The 17,268-nt window shown below is 67.2% G+C and carries 15 protein-coding genes; 13 read left to right on the top strand and 2 right to left on the bottom strand.

The annotated features are described in order from the left end of the window. Positions 1 to 182: 182 nt before the first annotated feature. The 5 genes from ACZ55A_RS11525 to ACZ55A_RS11505 all read left to right on the top strand — a co-directional run bounded on the left by ACZ55A_RS11525 (position 183) and on the right by ACZ55A_RS11505 (position 4,677). A complete protein-coding gene (locus ACZ55A_RS11525; protein ID WP_256331756.1) occupies positions 183 to 584 on the top strand; it encodes a plasmid mobilization protein in 402 nt (133 codons plus the stop codon). Positions 585 to 588: 4 nt separating this feature from the next. Beyond that, on the top strand, positions 589 to 2,298 hold the full coding sequence (locus ACZ55A_RS11520; protein WP_088799329.1) for a relaxase/mobilization nuclease domain-containing protein: 1,710 nt from the start codon (positions 589 to 591) through the stop codon (positions 2,296 to 2,298). A gap of 241 nt (positions 2,299 to 2,539) precedes the next feature. Continuing rightward, positions 2,540 to 2,698, top strand: coding sequence for a hypothetical protein (locus ACZ55A_RS11515; RefSeq protein WP_256331354.1), 159 nt, complete (start codon positions 2,540 to 2,542; stop codon positions 2,696 to 2,698). A gap of 170 nt (positions 2,699 to 2,868) precedes the next feature. Next, positions 2,869 to 4,212: a WXG100 family type VII secretion target gene (locus ACZ55A_RS11510; protein ID WP_088799330.1), complete on the top strand. Its 1,344-nt coding sequence runs from the start codon at positions 2,869 to 2,871 to the stop codon at positions 4,210 to 4,212. A 9-nt stretch (positions 4,213 to 4,221) separates the two neighbouring features. Continuing rightward, a complete protein-coding gene (locus ACZ55A_RS11505; RefSeq protein ID WP_088799331.1) occupies positions 4,222 to 4,677 on the top strand; it encodes a hypothetical protein in 456 nt (151 codons plus the stop codon). A 55-nt stretch (positions 4,678 to 4,732) separates the two neighbouring features. On the opposite strand, the gene ACZ55A_RS11500 is transcribed toward ACZ55A_RS11505, so the two are convergent. Together ACZ55A_RS11500 and ACZ55A_RS11495 are read right to left on the bottom strand one after the other, a co-directional pair. Continuing rightward, complete coding sequence (locus ACZ55A_RS11500) at positions 4,733 to 5,287, bottom strand: flavoprotein (protein ID WP_468837598.1); 555 nt, start codon at positions 5,285 to 5,287, stop codon at positions 4,733 to 4,735. Beyond that, entirely contained in the window at positions 5,284 to 6,546 is a 1,263-nt protein-coding gene (locus tag ACZ55A_RS11495) for a helix-turn-helix domain-containing protein (protein WP_468837595.1), read from the bottom strand. Before ACZ55A_RS11495 ends, ACZ55A_RS11500 begins: the two co-directional genes overlap by 4 nt. 176 nt (positions 6,547 to 6,722) lie before the next feature. Here ACZ55A_RS11495 and ACZ55A_RS11490 point away from each other — a divergent pair, with 176 nt between their 5' ends. The 8 genes from ACZ55A_RS11490 (at position 6,723) to ACZ55A_RS11455 (ending at position 17,218) form a co-directional block, all read left to right on the top strand. Further along, complete coding sequence (locus tag ACZ55A_RS11490) at positions 6,723 to 7,166, top strand: ATP-binding protein (protein WP_468837593.1); 444 nt, start codon at positions 6,723 to 6,725, stop codon at positions 7,164 to 7,166. Positions 7,167 to 7,198: 32 nt separating this feature from the next. Then, entirely contained in the window at positions 7,199 to 8,485 is a 1,287-nt protein-coding gene (locus tag ACZ55A_RS11485) for a UDP-N-acetylglucosamine 1-carboxyvinyltransferase (RefSeq protein WP_468837976.1), read from the top strand. Next, the gene (locus tag ACZ55A_RS11480) at positions 8,482 to 9,705 is read left to right on the top strand and encodes a metallophosphoesterase (RefSeq protein WP_088799334.1); all 1,224 of its coding nucleotides are present in this window, start codon (positions 8,482 to 8,484) and stop codon (positions 9,703 to 9,705) included. The genes ACZ55A_RS11485 and ACZ55A_RS11480 overlap by 4 nt, the downstream gene beginning before the upstream one ends. Further along, on the top strand, positions 9,702 to 10,241 hold the full coding sequence (gene dcd, locus ACZ55A_RS11475) for a dCTP deaminase (RefSeq protein ID WP_468837590.1): 540 nt from the start codon (positions 9,702 to 9,704) through the stop codon (positions 10,239 to 10,241). Before ACZ55A_RS11480 ends, dcd begins: the two co-directional genes overlap by 4 nt. After that, positions 10,238 to 10,774 (top strand): dCTP deaminase, encoded by a 537-nt coding sequence (locus tag ACZ55A_RS11470; RefSeq protein WP_088799336.1) that lies wholly within the window; start codon positions 10,238 to 10,240, stop codon positions 10,772 to 10,774. Before dcd ends, ACZ55A_RS11470 begins: the two co-directional genes overlap by 4 nt. Further along, positions 10,771 to 11,868, top strand: coding sequence for a glycosyltransferase family 4 protein (locus ACZ55A_RS11465; RefSeq protein ID WP_088799337.1), 1,098 nt, complete (start codon positions 10,771 to 10,773; stop codon positions 11,866 to 11,868). The genes ACZ55A_RS11470 and ACZ55A_RS11465 overlap by 4 nt, the downstream gene beginning before the upstream one ends. A gap of 82 nt (positions 11,869 to 11,950) precedes the next feature. After that, positions 11,951 to 12,994, top strand: coding sequence for a serine hydrolase domain-containing protein (locus ACZ55A_RS11460; protein ID WP_088802260.1), 1,044 nt, complete (start codon positions 11,951 to 11,953; stop codon positions 12,992 to 12,994). 3,207 nt (positions 12,995 to 16,201) lie between these two features. Then, positions 16,202 to 17,218 (top strand): hypothetical protein, encoded by a 1,017-nt coding sequence (locus ACZ55A_RS11455; RefSeq protein ID WP_088799339.1) that lies wholly within the window; start codon positions 16,202 to 16,204, stop codon positions 17,216 to 17,218. Positions 17,219 to 17,268 lie beyond the last annotated feature (50 nt).

The raw sequence follows: 17,268 nt of genomic DNA, 5'->3' as shown, positions 1-17,268 counted from the left end.
CCCCCATCCCCCAGCCGGAGATGACCACCACCCCCATCTCACACGCAGCAAGTTGTCGGGTAAGGAGTCCTTACCCGGCCTCCGCCCCGGGGGAGGCGGAGGTATCCGGCGCCGAGGAGGCACCGGAGTCGGCCGGCCCAGGGGAGCCGACCGAGGAAGGGGTCGTCGAGCCGTCGTCGAACGTGCCGCCCAAGCCCGCGCCGCGTCGTCGACTGCGTGACAAGCAGCTGCGCGAGCACCGCATCTCTCCCCGCTACAACGACGACGAACTCGCCCTCGTGAAGAACGCCGCCGACCTCAGCCGCATGAACCCTGGCGGCTACGTCGCAGAGTGCTCGCTCGCCGCCGCCCGCGCTGACGACCCCACCGCCGCAGTCGCCGACTACCGCGCCATGGTGAAGACGCTGATGGCTGCCAACCGGCAGCTCGGCGGCATCGGCAACAACCTCAACCAGCTCACCTGGCACCTCAACAAGGACGGCGCCTGGCCCCACCCCGACACCGTCCAACGGCTCCTGGACCGGGTCGAGGCGTCCATCGCCGAGTTGGACACCGCCGTCGCCCGGGTCACAGAGGCACGGTGAGCCGGTGATACCGAAGATCATCCTCGGTACGGGCCCAGACGCCACGCGCCGCACCATCCGCTACCTCTTCGGCGAAGGCCGGGCCAACGAGCACACCGACCCGCACCTGGTGGCGTCCTGGAACGACTTCGCTCCGGACCCCGGCCGCAGCCCCCACCGCGACCCGAAGGAAGTAGAGGCCCAGCTCGCCGCACAACTCAACCAGCCCGTGAAGATGCTGGGTGACAAGGCGCCCAAGTACACCGTGTGGCACTGCCCCGTCCGTGCCGCCCCCGAAGACCCGATCCTCACCGATGCCCAATGGGCGGACATCGCCCGCCGGATCGTGGCCGCCGCCGGCCTCGCCCCCGACGGAGACGAAGAAGCCTGCCGCTGGGTCGCCGTCCGCCACGCCGACGACCACATCCACATCGCCGCCACCCTCGTACGCCAAGACGGCAAACGCCCCAAACGCAACCACGACCAGCGCGCCGTCCAGCGCGAAGCCCGCAAGATCGAAGTCGACTACGGGCTCAGGCGACTCAAGCCGGGCGACGGCACCGCCGCCAAGCGCCCTACCAGCAAGGAACACTTCAAGGCCAAGCGCCTGGGCCAGGACGCCGCCACCCGCGACGTCCTGCGCATGCGAGTGCGCCGCGCCGTCGCCGCCGCGGCGGACGAGGCCGAGTTCTTCGCCCTGCTGGAGGCCACAGACGTGACCGTGCGCCTCAAGCTCGGTCCCTCCGGCGACGCACTCGGCTGCAACTTCGCCCTGCCCGGCGACACCAACGACAAGGGCGAGCCGGTCTTCTACGCGGGCTCCACCCTCGCCCCCGACCTGTCCCTGCCCAAGATCCGCGAACGCCTCGCCACCACCAGCCCCAAACCGGCCACCGTCCCACCGGGTAACCCGTGGCACCAGGCCACCGCCGCCACCGAACGCATCCCCAGCCACCTGATCGGCAGCAACGACGCGGTGGCCCAAGGCCAGCTGGAAGCGCTAGGCGGAGCACTGGACCTGCTGCCGGCCACCGCACCTGCCACGGTGAAGGCCGACCTCGAACGGGCCGCCGCCGTCTTCGAGCGCGCCACCCGCTCCCGCATCACCGGTGACCGCGACAGCGCCCGCGTCCTACGCCGCAGCATCCAGACGATCTGGCGCGACCGGCCCCAGGACAGGGACGGCGCCGGGTTCGCCATGCTCCTGGACACCATGCTCACCGCGGTCGCCTACGCGATGCACTGGCACCGCACTCGCCAACACGCCCAGCAGGAAGCCGCAGCCCAGCAAGCCCTCCTCCACCTACACGCCGCATACGCACAGACCGCCGAACCGGTCCTGGCCGGCCTCACGCAACGCACCCCCAGCCTCCAAAGCAAGGGGCGCTTCGCCCACTACCTCCAAGAGGCAGTACCCGAGCACGCCGAGCGCATCCTCAACGACCCCGCCTGGGACGCACTCGCCACCGTCCTCGCCGAGGCAGAAAGCGCCGGACACAACGCCGCCACCGTCCTCGACCAAGCAGTAGGCCAACGCACCCTGGACGACGCCCGCAACCCCGCCCGCGCACTGACATGGCGCGTCCGCCGCCTCGGCGAACGACACGCCCCCAGCCCACTGGCACAAGCCGCCAACGCCCGCAGCAGCCGTGCGACGCAGCTACGGCCCACTCCGCCACAGCCTCACGCTGCGGCCAACGGAGCCACGCCCACGCGTCATCGTCCGCGTCGCTGAACACGTCGGCTTCTGCGGCCGGAGGTCGGCAGCCATGAAGCAGTAGACGTCCACGCTGACAGGGCTCCATCGGTTGGGGCCCTGTCAGCAGTTCACAGCCTGATTCGAGCATGCCCACCCACCAAAACTGGCTGAATCAAGTCCCCATAGGCGTGCGGGCTTGAACGCCTCCGACAGCACTGTCAGTCCCTCCCTGTAGGTTGGATGGAGAGTGGAGATAGACCGTCAAGGGGGGGAGTCCGTGGCCGCTTCCGGCTTCGACATAGACACAGACCAGTTGAAAACCGAAGCGCCGAAATTCCACCGGGAGTCGGTGGCGCTGGAGAAGGCCACGGAAAGGCTCAAGCACTCCCTGGCTGCACTCGGTTCACCATGGGGTGACGACGAACAGGGACAGTAGTTCCGCGACGCGTATACCCCTCATCGCGACCAGGTCGAACGGGCCGCCCATGCTCTGGTCAAAGGGCTGGCCAGCATCCAGAAGTCCATGAAGGACATGGCCGACAACCATGAGGAGGCCGACCGCTCCAGCGCCTCCGGCTTCAAGGACGGCGGCCGTGGTGGTGCGCATTGAGCGCTTCCGACAAGGTGAAGGAGGTCGTGCAGGACCTCACCGGCATGTGGTGGCCGGAGGGGGACGAGGACGAACTCCGGGAAGCCGCTCGCGCCTGGCGCACATACGCCGACGACGTCGAGGACTGCACCGCGGCAGCGCATAAATCAGCGCAGGACGTCATCGACAACAACAAGGGCCAGTCGATTGAGGCGTTCTCGGAGTTCTGGCGCAAGTACCACGGTGGAGGCAAGGGCTACCTGGACGATCTGGCATCTGCCGCCCGGGACATGGCCAAAGCACTGGACAAATTCGCCGACCAGATCGCCGAGGCCAAGAGCAAGATCAAGCATGAGCTGGAGATCGCCGGCGCAGTCCTCGTCGCGGGCACTGCGCTGGCCGTGTTCACTGGCGGAATCACCGAAGTCGCCGCCCTTGGTGCAGCCGAGACCATCGCCGCGGCAGCCGGTGCGGCCGGTGTCGCTGTGTCGGCCACGGTTGCCGAGATCGCCGGAACGGTTCTGGCAACCGCTGCTATCGGCGGCCTCGAAGCGATCACCGTCGATGTCGTCGTCGCCCAGGGCGGCAGGAACCTGCTGGGCGAGCAGAGCGGCATCAACCTCGCCGAGATCAAAGACGCGGGCGTCACCGGTGTCCTCATGGGAGGCGCCATCGGAGGCGCGGCCCGTACGGCACGAGCCGTTTCAAGAGCCGGCGGCCTCAAGACCGTGCTCAGGAATTTCGACGACATACACCTCGAATCCCTGGGCTTCGGCAGCCCACGACTCGCGACGGCCGGCGGTGGGCCCCTGCCACGTGGCTCCGCCTCACGCATGTTCCGTACGGGAAACGGCGACGAGGTCCCTGCTCTCCCGCCCCCTCCTCGGCGAGGGCAGTTGGCGAAGGGGAACGGCGGTCCCTCGCTGGAGCAGGTGCGGAAGATGCGCGACAAGCGCAAGCGCTGGTCCACAGGAGAAGACCACGTGCGCAAGATGTACGGCGGCCAGCCCGAGAAGCACTACCCGGTCCCCACGAACCAGGACCCCAAGTACCCTGTCACCGCCAGAGGCGGCCGGAAGGTCGACGTACCCGTCCAACTGCCCGACGGCCGGACGCTCGGGCTTGAGGTGAAGACATACCAGCAGTACCGCATGGTCGAAATAGCTCCCGGCCAGCACGCACCCCAGCAAGTAGAGGTGCCGCTCAGCAAGCACATCAAAGAGCAGATCCACAAAGACATCGCGCTACGAAGAATGGACCCGGGATTCGACCCCCGGTGGGTGTTCCTTCACGCAGGACCTTCACAGGAATTGCGCGAATACCTTAAGGAAGCCGGTATCATATTCGTGGAACACCACTAGGGAGAAGGAATGCAGATTTCCGAGGCGGACCAGGCGCGGGGCAACCTCGACCAGTGGGCTCAGGACGCGCACGAGAATGTGCTGGGCATCGCCGAGATGCTCAACGTCCCCGCCGAGCAATACGAGCAGGACGCGCTGATCCTCATCGGCCCGCTGCAGGATTACGTTTCCCAGCTCCCGCTTGACGACTTCGAGCAGGACGACTGGGTCACCCTCCACAATGACCTGGCCGCCTATGTGGCAGATGTCGGAATTCGCGAGCACGGTGCGTCGTGGAAGGTCCTGGACGACGAGACCTCGCCCCGCGGCTTCCGCTACGTCATCGAAGGCACGGCACGCGATGGCGAAGCCGGCCACATCGACCCGTTCGACGTCGTCATGGAGGAATTCGGAAACCTCCCGATCCAGATCGCCCGAATGCTCGCCAACGCAGAAGTGACAATCGGCGCGAATCCCCTTATCTGAGGTGGTTTCAAGCGACTGTGGCCCGATGCGTCGCGCGCATCGGGCCACAGTCGCTTCACATCCGTCCCGGCACTCCCGGGGTGAGCAGCTCCAGCGCTTCCCCCCAGCGGAAACGATCTGCCCCTCCGCCGACCTTCGGTCGGTGCGGCTCGTACGAGCCGATCAGGACGCCCATCTCACGCAGCCGGTCCAGGCTCTGCCGGTACGCGGGGTGGGCGGCCTGGGCGGAGTTCAGATACGGGATGACAGCGGTGGGAATGCCGAAGCCGTACGCCTCGCACAGGATGCCCACCGCGAGGGTGTCGGAGATCCCGGCAGCCCATTTGTTGATCGTGTTGAAGGTGGCCGGGGCGACCGCGATGGCGTCCGCCGGCGGGAGGGGACGAGGGTCGCCGGGACTGCGCCAGGCGGAACGGATCGGGTAGCCGGTCTGCGCCTCGACCGCCATCGCGTCGATGAAGCCGAGACCCTGCGGAGTAGCGATGACCCCGACATCCCAGTTCGCCTCCTGGGCAGCAGTGATCAGCTTGCCGACGTCGCCCGCGATCCCGGCTGCGCACACAACGACGTACAGGAACGGCTTCTTCGGCTGGTCGGGCTGATCACTCACGCGGGGACTCCCAGCTGTCGGCTGAAGTGGTGCAGTTCGGGCAGGGCGCGGCGGCGGTCACGGGCGGCCATGTCGGCGACCAGTTCCCGTACGGCAGGCCGACGGATGTCCTGGGCCGCGCAGCTCTCCGCGATCCGCAGAGCCTGATAGCCGTCGGCGAGCCTCCCCTGCTGACTGTATGCGCGTGCCGCCTCGACCCATAGGGCGGCCCGTCGCTCGGGGACCGGGATGTGCCGGCGCATGAGGGGGCGGGCGGTCGCCAGGGCCACGCCCGCGTCGCCGAAGGCAACCGCGGCGCTCACCGCGTGGAGGGCGACGTTGGTAGGGCTGAAGTTGGCCCAGGCGTCGGGGCGGTCGAGCGCGACGTAGCGGGCAACGTCCTTCGCCTCGGCAATGAAGTCCTTGGTGGCCGAGCGGTCGCCACCGGTGCTGGCGGCGGTGACGCCGCGCAGGAGCAGGAGGCCGAGGGCCGCGAGGTAGCGCGGAGAGCGCTTGTCGTAGGCGCCGGTGAGTTGGTCAGCGGTGTGCCGGACGACGGTTACGGCCTGGGTGGTGTGTTTCTCGCGGGCTAGTAAATGCGCCTGGACGCGGACGCTGGAGGCCAGGACGACCGGGTCGCCACAGCGCTCGGCCTCGGCCATGGCACGGCCGACTGCCAGCCAGGCATTGCCATGATCACTGAGCTTGAGGAGCAGGCTGGCAGAGGTCTGGTACGCGGTGGCAAGGAGTCCGGCGGCCTGGCTGGAGCCCGTCGCGGCGTGCCGGAGGTTGCCGATCAGCGCGGGCAGCACGCGTCCCAGCTCGGCGTAGTCGCAGGTGCAGAAGAGCCGTCGGGCCGCAGTGACACGGTCGCTGAGCCCTGGTGTGTCCTGGGGGTCCTGGGCAGAGGCAGATATCGGGCCTGGGAGGAGCGAGTGGACGAGATCGCCGTGGCCGGCGACCGGTGTGGTGGGTGCTGTGAGGGCGGCGATGCTGGCGGCGAGGAAGGTTCGGCGGTGCATGTCCTCTGTCTCGGGGTCGCAGGTGCTGGTTTCCGGCATGGCGGCGAGGCCGACAGCAGGCAGTGGGATGCCGAGCTCCATTGCAGCTGCCCGCACCACCCGGGAGTCCTCGGTGCCCCGGCCCTGTTCCAGGCGACTCAGCTTGGACTGGTGGTAGCCCAGTGCGGCGGCGACGTCCGTCTGGGAGCGTTTCGCGAGCACCCTTGCCCGCCGGATCACTTCACCGATCCGTCTCGCCTCGTCGTATGCATCGGCCATCCGCGCCACGGCCCCTTCCGCCGTCGCCGATCCTGCCTGCTCAACAGAGCGTAGTAGAGCTGAACTTGGTGCTGATGTAGGTCCTGCATAACTGATGCAGCGCCGGCACCTGGGGTGGTCCGTCCTCTGCTGACGCCGGTTCCGTGGAGTGGCCGAACTCGCCTGGGAGGCCGCCCATGGAACCGCAGCACCTCAGCTTCTCCGTACCCGGCACGACGCACGCTGCAGCAGCTGCGCGGCGTCGGCTCGCCGCCGAGATGCACGAATGGGGCCTACCGGCCGACAGCGACGCACTGCACACCGCTGAGCTGGTGGCTGGCGAACTGCTCTCGAATGCGGTGCAGCACGCAGGTCCCAGCGCCATCACCGTGGTTGCCCGCTGCGACGGCAACGCCATACGGATCGAGGTCAGTGACAGCAGCCCCGACCTTCCCCGGCCCAGGTCACCCAACGAGGTCGACGAGCACGGCCGGGGCCTGCTCATCGTCGCGGCCCTGGCAGACCGGTACGCCGTCGAGCCGACCGAGTCCGGCAAGCGGTGCTGGGCCGAAATCCACCTGCGAGCAGTCCCAAGTCCCCACATCGCACCACAGGTTCACCTTCCAAGGAGATGGCCGTGACAACCGCCCGGACACCCGCCATTACCTCCGAAGTGATCGCCATCCGTCCCGGCCCGCCGCTTTCCGGGGCCGTGACCGTCGACGGCTCCAAGAACGCCGCCCTGCCGCTCCTCGCTGCGGCGGCCTCCCTGCGCCAGCCTGTCCAGCTGACCAACGTCCCGGCCAATGACGACGTCCAGGCCATGCTCATGCTGCTCCAGCACGCAGGCCACGGAGCCACCTGCAAGGTCGACAAGCCCCACACCGTCCTGGTGCAGCCGAGCGACGGTATGCACATCGCGCCGGAACTCCACGAAACCGCTGCCCGCATCCGTGCCTCGTACTACCTGGTTCCCGCTCTCCTCGCCGTTCACGGGCGGGCCGTACTGCCCTGGCCGGGCGGCTGCCGGATCGGTGAACGCGGCATGGAGCAGCACTTCAAGGTCTACGAGGCATTCGGCGACCGCGCGCTCGTCAACGACCACGGCTACAGCGTCGAAGCCGGCGAGAGTCGCACCGGCTCGGTATCGGTGATGCTGCCGTACCGTTCCCGTGGTGCGAGCATCGCGGCACTTCTGCGCGCCGTCGTCGCCAAGCGACCACTGCGGCTGGGACAGCCGAACCTCTCGCCCGAAGTCCTCAGCGTCCTGCAGGCGCTACAAGTGGCCGGTTGGGAGATCCGAGCCGACGAGCGCGTTCTCTCCCTGGCTCCGCCTGCCTCCGCATCGCAGGAGCCGGTGACCTGGGCAGTCCCCGGAGACAAGGTCGAAGCAGGCACCCTGGCCTGCGCCATCGCCGCCACACGGGGCAACGGCCATATCGAGGGCGTACGCAGCAAGGACGTGGCGCCAATGGTGGCCGCATTGCGCTGGCTCGGCATTCCCGTCGACGCCCAGCAAGACATCCTCATCGTCCACGCCGAACGCACACGCCCCACCCATCAACCCCTGCGAGCCATCGCCTCACTCTCTCCCGGCGGACTCGACGCTGACTTCGAACCCGCCTTGATGGCACTGGCCCTGGGCATGCCCGGCACCCACCTGTTCGCCGACGCGATCAACCCTGGGCGTCACAGCAACCTCATCCCTCAGCTCGCACGTCTCGGCGCCGACATCCACGAGACCTCGCCCACCCAGTGCCGCCTGACCGGGCCGCAGCAGCTGATCGGGACCGGGGTGGAAGCCACCGACATCCGTACCGGGTCGGCCCTGCTCATCGCCGGCCTCACCGCCCACGGCGTCACGACCCTCGGCGGCCTCGAACAGCTCCGCCGAGGCCATGCCGACCTTCCCACCAAGCTGCTCGCACTCGGAGCCGACATCTGCGAGGTCACCCCGTGACCGGTCCACGCCCCCTGCGGCGGATCGTGGCCACCACTGACGTCCACTCCTCGTTCGACGACGCCCTGCCGATGCTGGCCCACCTGCACGCCATCCGGCCGGAGACGCTCATCGTCGATTGTGGCGACTTCTTCGAAGGCAGCGGCTACTACCGCCTCGGCCACGGCCGTATCGAAACAGCGATCCTCCATGGCCTCTACGACGTGATCGCGCCCGGGAACCACGGCTGGATCCACCACTTCGACCCACCGCTCCGGGACATCACCGTGTGCGCGAACGCCGTCGATGCCGAAACCGGCCGACCGCTCTTCCGCCGCCTGCACACCGCGCGCATCGGCGGACGGCGCGTTGCCATCACCGCGGTCATCGGCGTCCAGGCATTCCACTCCATCCCCATCGATCAGCGAGCCGGCCAACGCGTCACCGAACCAGGTCAGGCACTGCGCGAAGTGATGCTGGCGCACCACCACGAGATCGACTCCTGGGTCGTGCTGAGCCACTCCGGCTTCGACGAGGACCTCAAGCTGGCCGCCGTCTGCCCCTTCCTCGACGTGATCTTCGCCGGGCACTGCCACAGCGACCAGTACGGCCCCACCCATGTGGGCGAGACGCTCGTTCTCAAGGGTCGTGAACTCGGCATCGGTTACGCCATCGCTGAGCCGGCCCTCACGCGATGGACGGCGCAGACTACGCACTTCCCAGACATCACCAGCGCGGCGTCCCTACCGCCCCAGCTCGCCCTCATCCGTGATCGAATCGAGGACCTTAAAGATCGTCTGGCCCTGCCGATCGGCGCCGTCTCAAAGCCGTACCGAGGACGGGTCCTCGATCGCAGGCTCCTCCTCGACGACCTCGCCACCCGACTCCATACCGCCCTCGGTGCCGAAGCCGTCGTCCTCAACGAGACCGCCTTGCGCCCCACCCAGCTCGACGACGTCCTCACCTTCGGCGACCTCCTCACCATCGAGCCCTTCAACAACCAGCTCGTCCACGCCCGCATCCCCCAGGACCTGAGAGAAACCCCTGGCGCACTGCTCCCCTACCTCACCAAGAGCGCGGGCCCCTTGATCACCCAGCCGAAGCCTCTGCCCCCGCAGCTGCCAGCCGTGCTGACCACCGACTACCTCGCCGAGAGCTACCTGGACGGCCGCACCCACCAAGCCGGCCTCCGCCTCCGCCAGGCCGTCCAACGCGTCCTAACCGAAGGGACCCACCGATGATCCTGACGGGCCCAGAAATCACCGCAGCCGCGGCCGACGGCCGCGTGCGCATCACCCCCTTCGACGAAGCACAGGTCAACCCCAACAGCTACAACGTCCGCCTCGGTCCGACCCTGCTCGCCTACACCGCACCCGTCCTCGACGCCCACCGGCCCAACCCGACCCGCCGGATCGAGATCGACTCCGACGGCTACGTCCTCAAGTCAGGCCAGCTCTACCTCGGCCACACCGTCGAACAGGTCGGCTCCGACACCTTCGTCCCTCTCCTCTTCGGCCGTTCCTCCGTCGGCCGGCTCGGCCTGTTCGTCGAGATCACCGCCCCCATCGGCGACATCGGATTCCACGGCCAGTGGACGCTCATGCTCTCCCCGATCCGGCCGTTACGCGTCTACGCCGGCATGAAGGTCGGGCAGATCATGTTCTTCGTCGCCGTCGGCCCCATCACTCCGTACTCGGGCAAGTACCAGGCAGGCAGCGGGCCCAAGCCCTCCGCCTACTGGCAGGACCTCGCTCCACTGGAAGCGGTGGCGCCGTGATCCTCACCGGTCCCGCCATCGCCTCTGCTCTTGCCGCGGGCGAGATCACCATCGACCCGTACGATCCCAGCAGGCTCTCTCCCAACGCCTACGACTGGCGTCTCGGCGACGATCTACACGTCTGCGACGGAGAGCTCGACGCCGCCACCCCGACCTCGTTCACCGAGATCTCCATCCCCCGCACGGGATTCGTCCTGAAACCCGGAGTGCTCTACCTCGGCGTCACCCACGAGAAGACTGGCTCGGAGACGTACGCCCAGCTCCTCAACGGCGACCGCACCACTGGTGCCCTCGGCATCTGGGTCCATGTATCCGCGCCGCTCGGCCACCAAGGCCACGCCATCCGTTGGACCCTGGAGATCCGTGTCAGTCAGCCGGTCCGCATCTACCCCCGCATGACCTTCGGGAAGCTCGTCTTTCTGCAGCCCCTCGGCGCTGCAGCCAGTTACCAGAAGCACGGCCTCAAGTACACGGCCAGCCAGGGAATCGAAACCTCCCGTCTGTACGAAGAGACCCCGGGGGGTCGGCCATGAACACGACGGTCGCCACAGCCCTCGACCTCCCTTTCCCCAGCCCTGGCGGCAGTGTCGAACTCTTCCTCGACCTCTACACAGGACCCCAACCCCACATCCCCGCGCGGGCTTTCATGCTCGCCCCCGCCCGCCCCAGCCCCGGGCTGCCCGCCGGGCTCGACCTACTGCCTATCGTGGGCAAGTGCCTCGAAGGCCCGGCCTTCCACCGCTACGTAGCCGCCCTCCGACAGGCCCTGGCCGGGGCAATCGACCCGAATCACATCAGCGTCCTCCACCTCCAGCACCTCACCTTCGGTGGCACCCCCGCGCTGATCAAGGCCCTGCCCGAGCACCCACGGATCGCACTCGTACACGGCACCGACCTGCTGTTCGCCGAATCCCACCGCGACCAACACAAGGTCCTGACCGAGTCCGTGAAACTCGCCGACGCAATCGTCGTGCCGACACCGGCCATGGCCGACCGACTCCTGCGAATCGCGCCCACCACCGACCGCACGAAGATCGCCCACGTGCCCTGGGGCATCCCCGACCAACTCCTGGCCCGCCCACCGCACAGATCACCCCGTCCGGCCGGCAGCCCCTTCCGGCTGCTCTACGCCGGCCGTCTCACGCCAGAGAAAGGCGCCGAGAACTTGCTGCTGGCCCTGGCGGCCGTCCAGGGCGTCGAGCTGAGCATCGCCGCGCCACAAGACCAGTTCCACACCCTCACCCGCGCCATACGGCAGTCCGGCGTCAAGATCCGTTACCTCGGCTGGCTCCGCCGTCCACAACTGTGGAGAACCTTCACCGACCACGACGTGCTCGTCATGCCCTCCACCACCCTCGAAGCCCTGGGCCTCGTCGCTCTCGAAGCCCAAGCCTGCGGTCTGCCCGTGCTGTACCAGCCCGTCCCCGGCCTGGCCGAAACACTCGCCGCCTCTGGCACCGCGACCGACTTCACCCACCCCGCAGCCGTCGCCCGAGACATCGACCGACTCCGCACCACCCCGGGGCTGCTGGCCGCCTTGCAGCAGGCCGGACGAAACAACGCCGCCCGCTATCCGCTCAGCGCCACCGCTAAGGCCCTGACCGAACTCGGCCACCGGATTAGTTGACTACCCCGCCACGTTCCCCGGCCGGGCCCGCCCGCGTCACTACGCTGACGGGCGGGCCCGCACTGCGACATCGGAGATGTTCATGCAAGACAGCACCGACCGGATCAAGCAGCTCGTGGCGGACGGCGTCCGCGACAAGGTCTACCCCGGTGCGGTGTGGGCCATCGGCAACGCCGTCGGCATGCAGGCCGCAGGCACCGCTGGCGTCCTCGACCCCACCGAGCCGGACATCCCCATGCGGCCGGACACGGTCTTCGACGTCGCCAGCCTGACCAAAATCCTGGCCGTCTGGTCCACGATCGGCACCCTCTGGGAAGACGGCGCCCTCCCGCTCGATGACCCCCTCGGCGCCTTCTGGCCCGAGGTCACAGGCCACCCCCTCGGTCAGGCATCCGCCCGCCAACTGCTCACGCACACAGCCGGCGTACCCCTGCGGGCCCAGCTCAAGAACCTCTACGGCACTGTTCCGGCCACGATCCGGGCTGGAGTCCTCCACGAAGCCCTCCACCGGCCGCCTGGCGAGGCCGTCGAGTACACCGACCGGGCCGCTCTCATCCTCGGCTACCTGGCCGAGCGCCTCTCCGGCCAGGGCCTCGACCAGCTCGCCCCCACCCGCATCTGGCAGCCCCTGGGCATGACCGAAACCCGATTCGGCCCACTGCCGCCCGAGCTGACCGTCCGCTGTGCGCCGACCGAACTCGACGAAGACACCGGCCGCCACCTCAAGGGCATCGCCCACGACTTCTCCGCCCGTCTCCTCGGCGGCGTCTGCGGCATCGCCGGCGCCTTCTCCACCCTCGACGACCTCACCCGCTTCCTGAAGTACATGCTCGACCCCACGACCGCCGCTGTCGCACCGGGATTCGGGCCGAACTGGGTCGAGGAATCGCTCAGCGTCCAGACCGGAACCCTGGAGCCCGTACGCGGCCTCTTCTGGCACCCGGCCCCTGGTACCGCACCCACCAACCGCACCTACGTGCACTACGGCTTCACCGGCACCGGCATGTGGATCTCCCCCAAACGGGGAACCTGGGCCGTCCTGCTGACGAACAAGCTCTACTACACCCGCGACCGCGAACCGTTGACCCGCATCCGCAATGCCTTCGGCGCGCTCACCTTCGGCTGAGACACGGAATTGGGACCGCAATTGGACAATTTTCCCTTCCGGAAAGCACGGGCGAGCGTTTGACGGAGTCAGTGGCCAAGTTACCGTGCCTGAGCACGGCGCCTCTCACGGAGAGCACGGGCATCCCAGACTGGAAGGGACCAGCGAACTCAGCGATGCCTCCGCTTCACGGGAGAGTCCCATCAATACAGACCCGACAACCACGACCGGCGTGCACGCTGGCACGCAACCGGGCGGTATGCACGCCTGACTTACCCACCGAGGGGTCTGGACCATTTACCTAGAACAGCAGTCTTTATCACCGCTGCCTCGACAACTTCGGGGGCCGGCCTCCAGAGGCCGCGAAGGTTCAGGCGAATCTTATTTGAGAACGGTTGGCCGCCGCTGCTGAAGCCGCGCCAAGTACCGTCCTCCCTCCGATCTCTTGGTCTCATGATGTTGATAAGTCGGTATGCCTCAAGGGCCTGCGTGGCGTCATACACGTCGCGCGAAAGCCCAAAAAGGCCGGCCCGATCTTTCCATGAAATGGATCGATACTCCTCCTCGGAGGCCAGCTGGAGGCACATCAAAAAGGCAGCGATCTCACTCTTCGTCAGCACCTGCACCCACCCCCTCGTGAAGAACTGAAAGGGAATGTTCAGCGTATCTTCGTCGCCACGAGGGACGCGGTACTCGACTGCACCCGCCGATGAGCTACTGGCATCCTCCGACAGAAGTCGGAACCCTTCGTACCTATTCGCCGACCCATGCTTCCCCAGGTCGACCATATGATTCCGGGCCAGTAGGCCGAGAGCCGAGCGAAACTGGCGGAGTTTATTCCGCGTGTAGGCCGACGCCTGGGCGGAACTCCCACTGGACTTGGCAGACACAGCCATAAGGTCCAACCAATTCACCGAATCAGGGGTGCGCCTACCGAGGGGAATCTGGTTATCCCACGCCCGACCTGGGCGGGATTGACAGTGTGCGACAAATAGTGCAGTCAAATGCAACTGAAGTGCCACCCCTTGTGACACAATAAGGCGCGCCATAGGGGGAAGTATGTGAGACGCAGGGCGCTTGCGTTCGTCTAGTTCGGGTCCAAATCTGAGCTGCGCAGGGACGGGAAACGGGACCCAAAGGTCCACGTCTGGAATATTCGGGTTGCGGACATAGAGGGTTCGAATGCGAATTTCGTTGGGTGCGTGGCCGTTGGACCACAGCTTCTCCGCCGCAGCGAGAACCTCCGGGAGCCCCCGCTCCCGGACGAGGACTCTGAGCGTCTCGGCTCGCTTCCGGGCCCTCTGCTGATTCTGCGTCGTCTCCGTCAAAGTTGTCCCCCTACCGCAGGCGATGACGTCTTGGTCCGACCTCCCCCTCTCTGCGCGGGCGCACGCGCGCGGATAAGTCGGACCAAGACGTCATCGCTCCCCATGCCTGTCCTCCGATAGCCCACTCAGAATGGTTCCCAGCGAGCACCGCCCGGTGCTCGGAGGCGAGGACGGCAGCGCCGGCAAGCATCCACCGTCCTCGCGCCCAACCACAGCGTTCTGGAGGAACACTGATGCCCACCCAGCCTACGCAACTCGGCGCTGACGCCACAGCGTTCATCGGCGTTCTCGCGGTCGGTGTAGTGCTCATCATGAGTCGGTCGGTCGATGCCGAGGGGATATCGGTTCTCGCGTCGGCTCTCGGCGGCTTGTACGCCGTCTGGACTGGCCGTTCATCCCGCAACCGCAAGTAAGTAGGAGGTCAGTCCTTCTCGTGCGACGACGGGCATAGGGGAACGACCAACATCATGTTGCCTATGGGCGGTTGATGTAGGTGTGTCAGAGCTTGCGGTCGGGGGACGGCCTCGCTGTCAGAACTCGTAGACGACTGCCCGAAGGGCTTGTTCGGTGCGGCAATGCGTGAGCGGATGCGCCGGCCCTAGCCAGACGGCGCGCCACCGTGAACCACACCGAGCAGGCAAACCAGAGACCGACATCGGCCAACGTGATCTTTCCGGGTTCCATTGATTGGAGGTTCGAGTCCCACACGGTCTACGGCGTGCAGGTCGGCGGGAATCCCGTCCGGCCTGCCGCACGACGGCCGGTCCCACTCCGATGAGTTCGGGCGCTGCTTCGTGTCCGAGGGTTTTGCGTGGAGGTCTTGGGGCAGATCGGCGTCGACGGCTGCCGGTTCGATTGTGGGGTCACTTCTGCGGTTCGGGTACGCCGTCGACGGACCCTTCGCCACCATGCCCGCCATGATCACTCGAATGACGGCGGCAGCCTGGGAGCCGTTTGGGGCGCGGATCCGGAAGAGGGGTAAATGCCCTCCCATGCGCGGCTTCACCGAAGGCGCCGCCGTCACCCATCGTCGTCACGCGTCGTTGATCGGCTCCTGTGCCCGTGCGTCGTCATCCCAGCACCAACACTCCTTCGGATCGCCAAACGCCATCGGGACACCGCTGATGTCCCCCAAGGGTCGACGTGATCTCAAAGGAAGCACTCGACCGCGATCACGGCTTTCCATCGGACGGTATACGCCTACTCCGCCTCGTGGCGGGTTCCGTCGCTGCCGTGAGCGCTCCAGCTCCAAGCACATTGGTCTGGCAGGTAAGTGATCACGACGACCCCGCCGCACCTTTCCACCGTGATCTTCTCGGCCAGAGTCGACGGCAACGGCAGGAAGCGGGCCGGAGCGACTTGAGGTGCTAAGTAGCAGGTGCTCGAAGGTGGGCGCGCTCCAATCACCGAGCCAGCCGCTTGCCTACGGCCGACATGTGCCGTGAGCCGAAGAACCGGAGAAGCCGTGCCCAAGCATCTGAACTATCACGTTGTCCCTGACACTCAGGCCGCCTACCCGTTGGAGCCGCCCTCGCCCAGGCCGGCCTTCGAGCTCCGTTGCGGGCCCCTTGCACGTGACCCTTGATCGCGGCACCGCTCAAATCGCTGGCGTTCGCGAGCACGGTGGCGGCCAGTGTCATGGGAGTAGCGAACTGGTTGCACTGAAAGGCGGTCAGGGTGTGCTCCGCAAGCGGAGCACACCCTCGTCCAACGTGCCCTAAAGACGCTATGCTTCGGTCAGGCGACCACGCTCGCCGTTACGTCGGACCTGGGTTCCTCCCGCAGCTACCCAGGGTTGAGGGCGCAAAGTGCCGTAGTGCGCGCGTGATTGAAAACTGTCGTTCCTCCTAATGGGGCGCAGTGGGCGGGAGCACTGAGGCGCGCCCACCGGGAGCCGGACATGACGCTCGACAGGGACATCGTTAAACTCGCACGCCGCATCCAGCACGAGTCCAGTGAAGTCATCCCCTTCCAGCAGGCACGGTTGACCGCCGCGCGCGAGTTGGGCGGACTGTCCGTCCACACTATGGCGCCCGGGGAGCGGATCCCTCTCCGCGTCCAGTACACCGGGGAAAGCGAAGCCGCCGCCGAATCCGCGATCAGCAGCGACACCCACGGGCTGGGCCTGGACCACTGCTCGGACGACCAGCGCGCCTTCCGGGCCCTACTAGCGCTCGCGCTTTTCAACGGCAACGTGTACACCGGTCCGACGGCGAGGTGGAACTACTCGGTTGTCGCCTCGTACGACCCGGTGATGTCACCCCGCAGGGACCAGTTGGTGATAGTGGCGGAGCGCGCCCCGGAGAACGTGGCCACCCGGCTGCTAGCCACCCAGGGAGCCGGCTCACGCGGCGTCCCTGGACTACGGCACGAGGTCACATACACGTGCCATGGGCAGCGCTCCGTCTGTCTACGCCATCTGCCCACCGGTGCACTGCTGACCATCACCGGTGACCCAGCCGGATGCCGGCGCGGCAACAGGCGCAGCCTCGTGCCCCGGCACCCCTATCTCACGCTGGACAACGACCTCACCGCGCACGAGCGCCGCGCACTGGCAGCCATTCCCCCGATCTCAGGGGAAGCGACCACTCTGCTAGCAGGTCTCGTTTCCCGCTACAACCTGGTTGACCGGTGTGGCCGCTGGGCGACCAGTCTGTCCTGGGACCCTCTGGAGCGCCCCGGAGTCGAACGCCGGAAGGAACCGGAAGTGATTCGGCACGGTCCCGTACGTCGGCTCTGGGGCGCCGGCGACTCATGGGAGTGCCGCTGGACCGGCTATCCCGAACCCCGCGACCTGGCTCTGGCACTGACCCACCGGGAGGCCGGGGTCAAGGGCGCGAGATTTACCCGCCACGGTGACACATACCGGGTGGTGCTGGGCACCGCCTCACTCGACCTGTGCGACGGGAAGGGCTGATCCATGCCGTTCCTCACCGACCACCCGGGGTCCGCATCCGTGCTGGTGGC

This window comes from Streptomyces sp. NPDC034111 (assembly GCF_055575375.1).
This window is presented reverse-complemented; position numbering and strand designations above follow the sequence as displayed.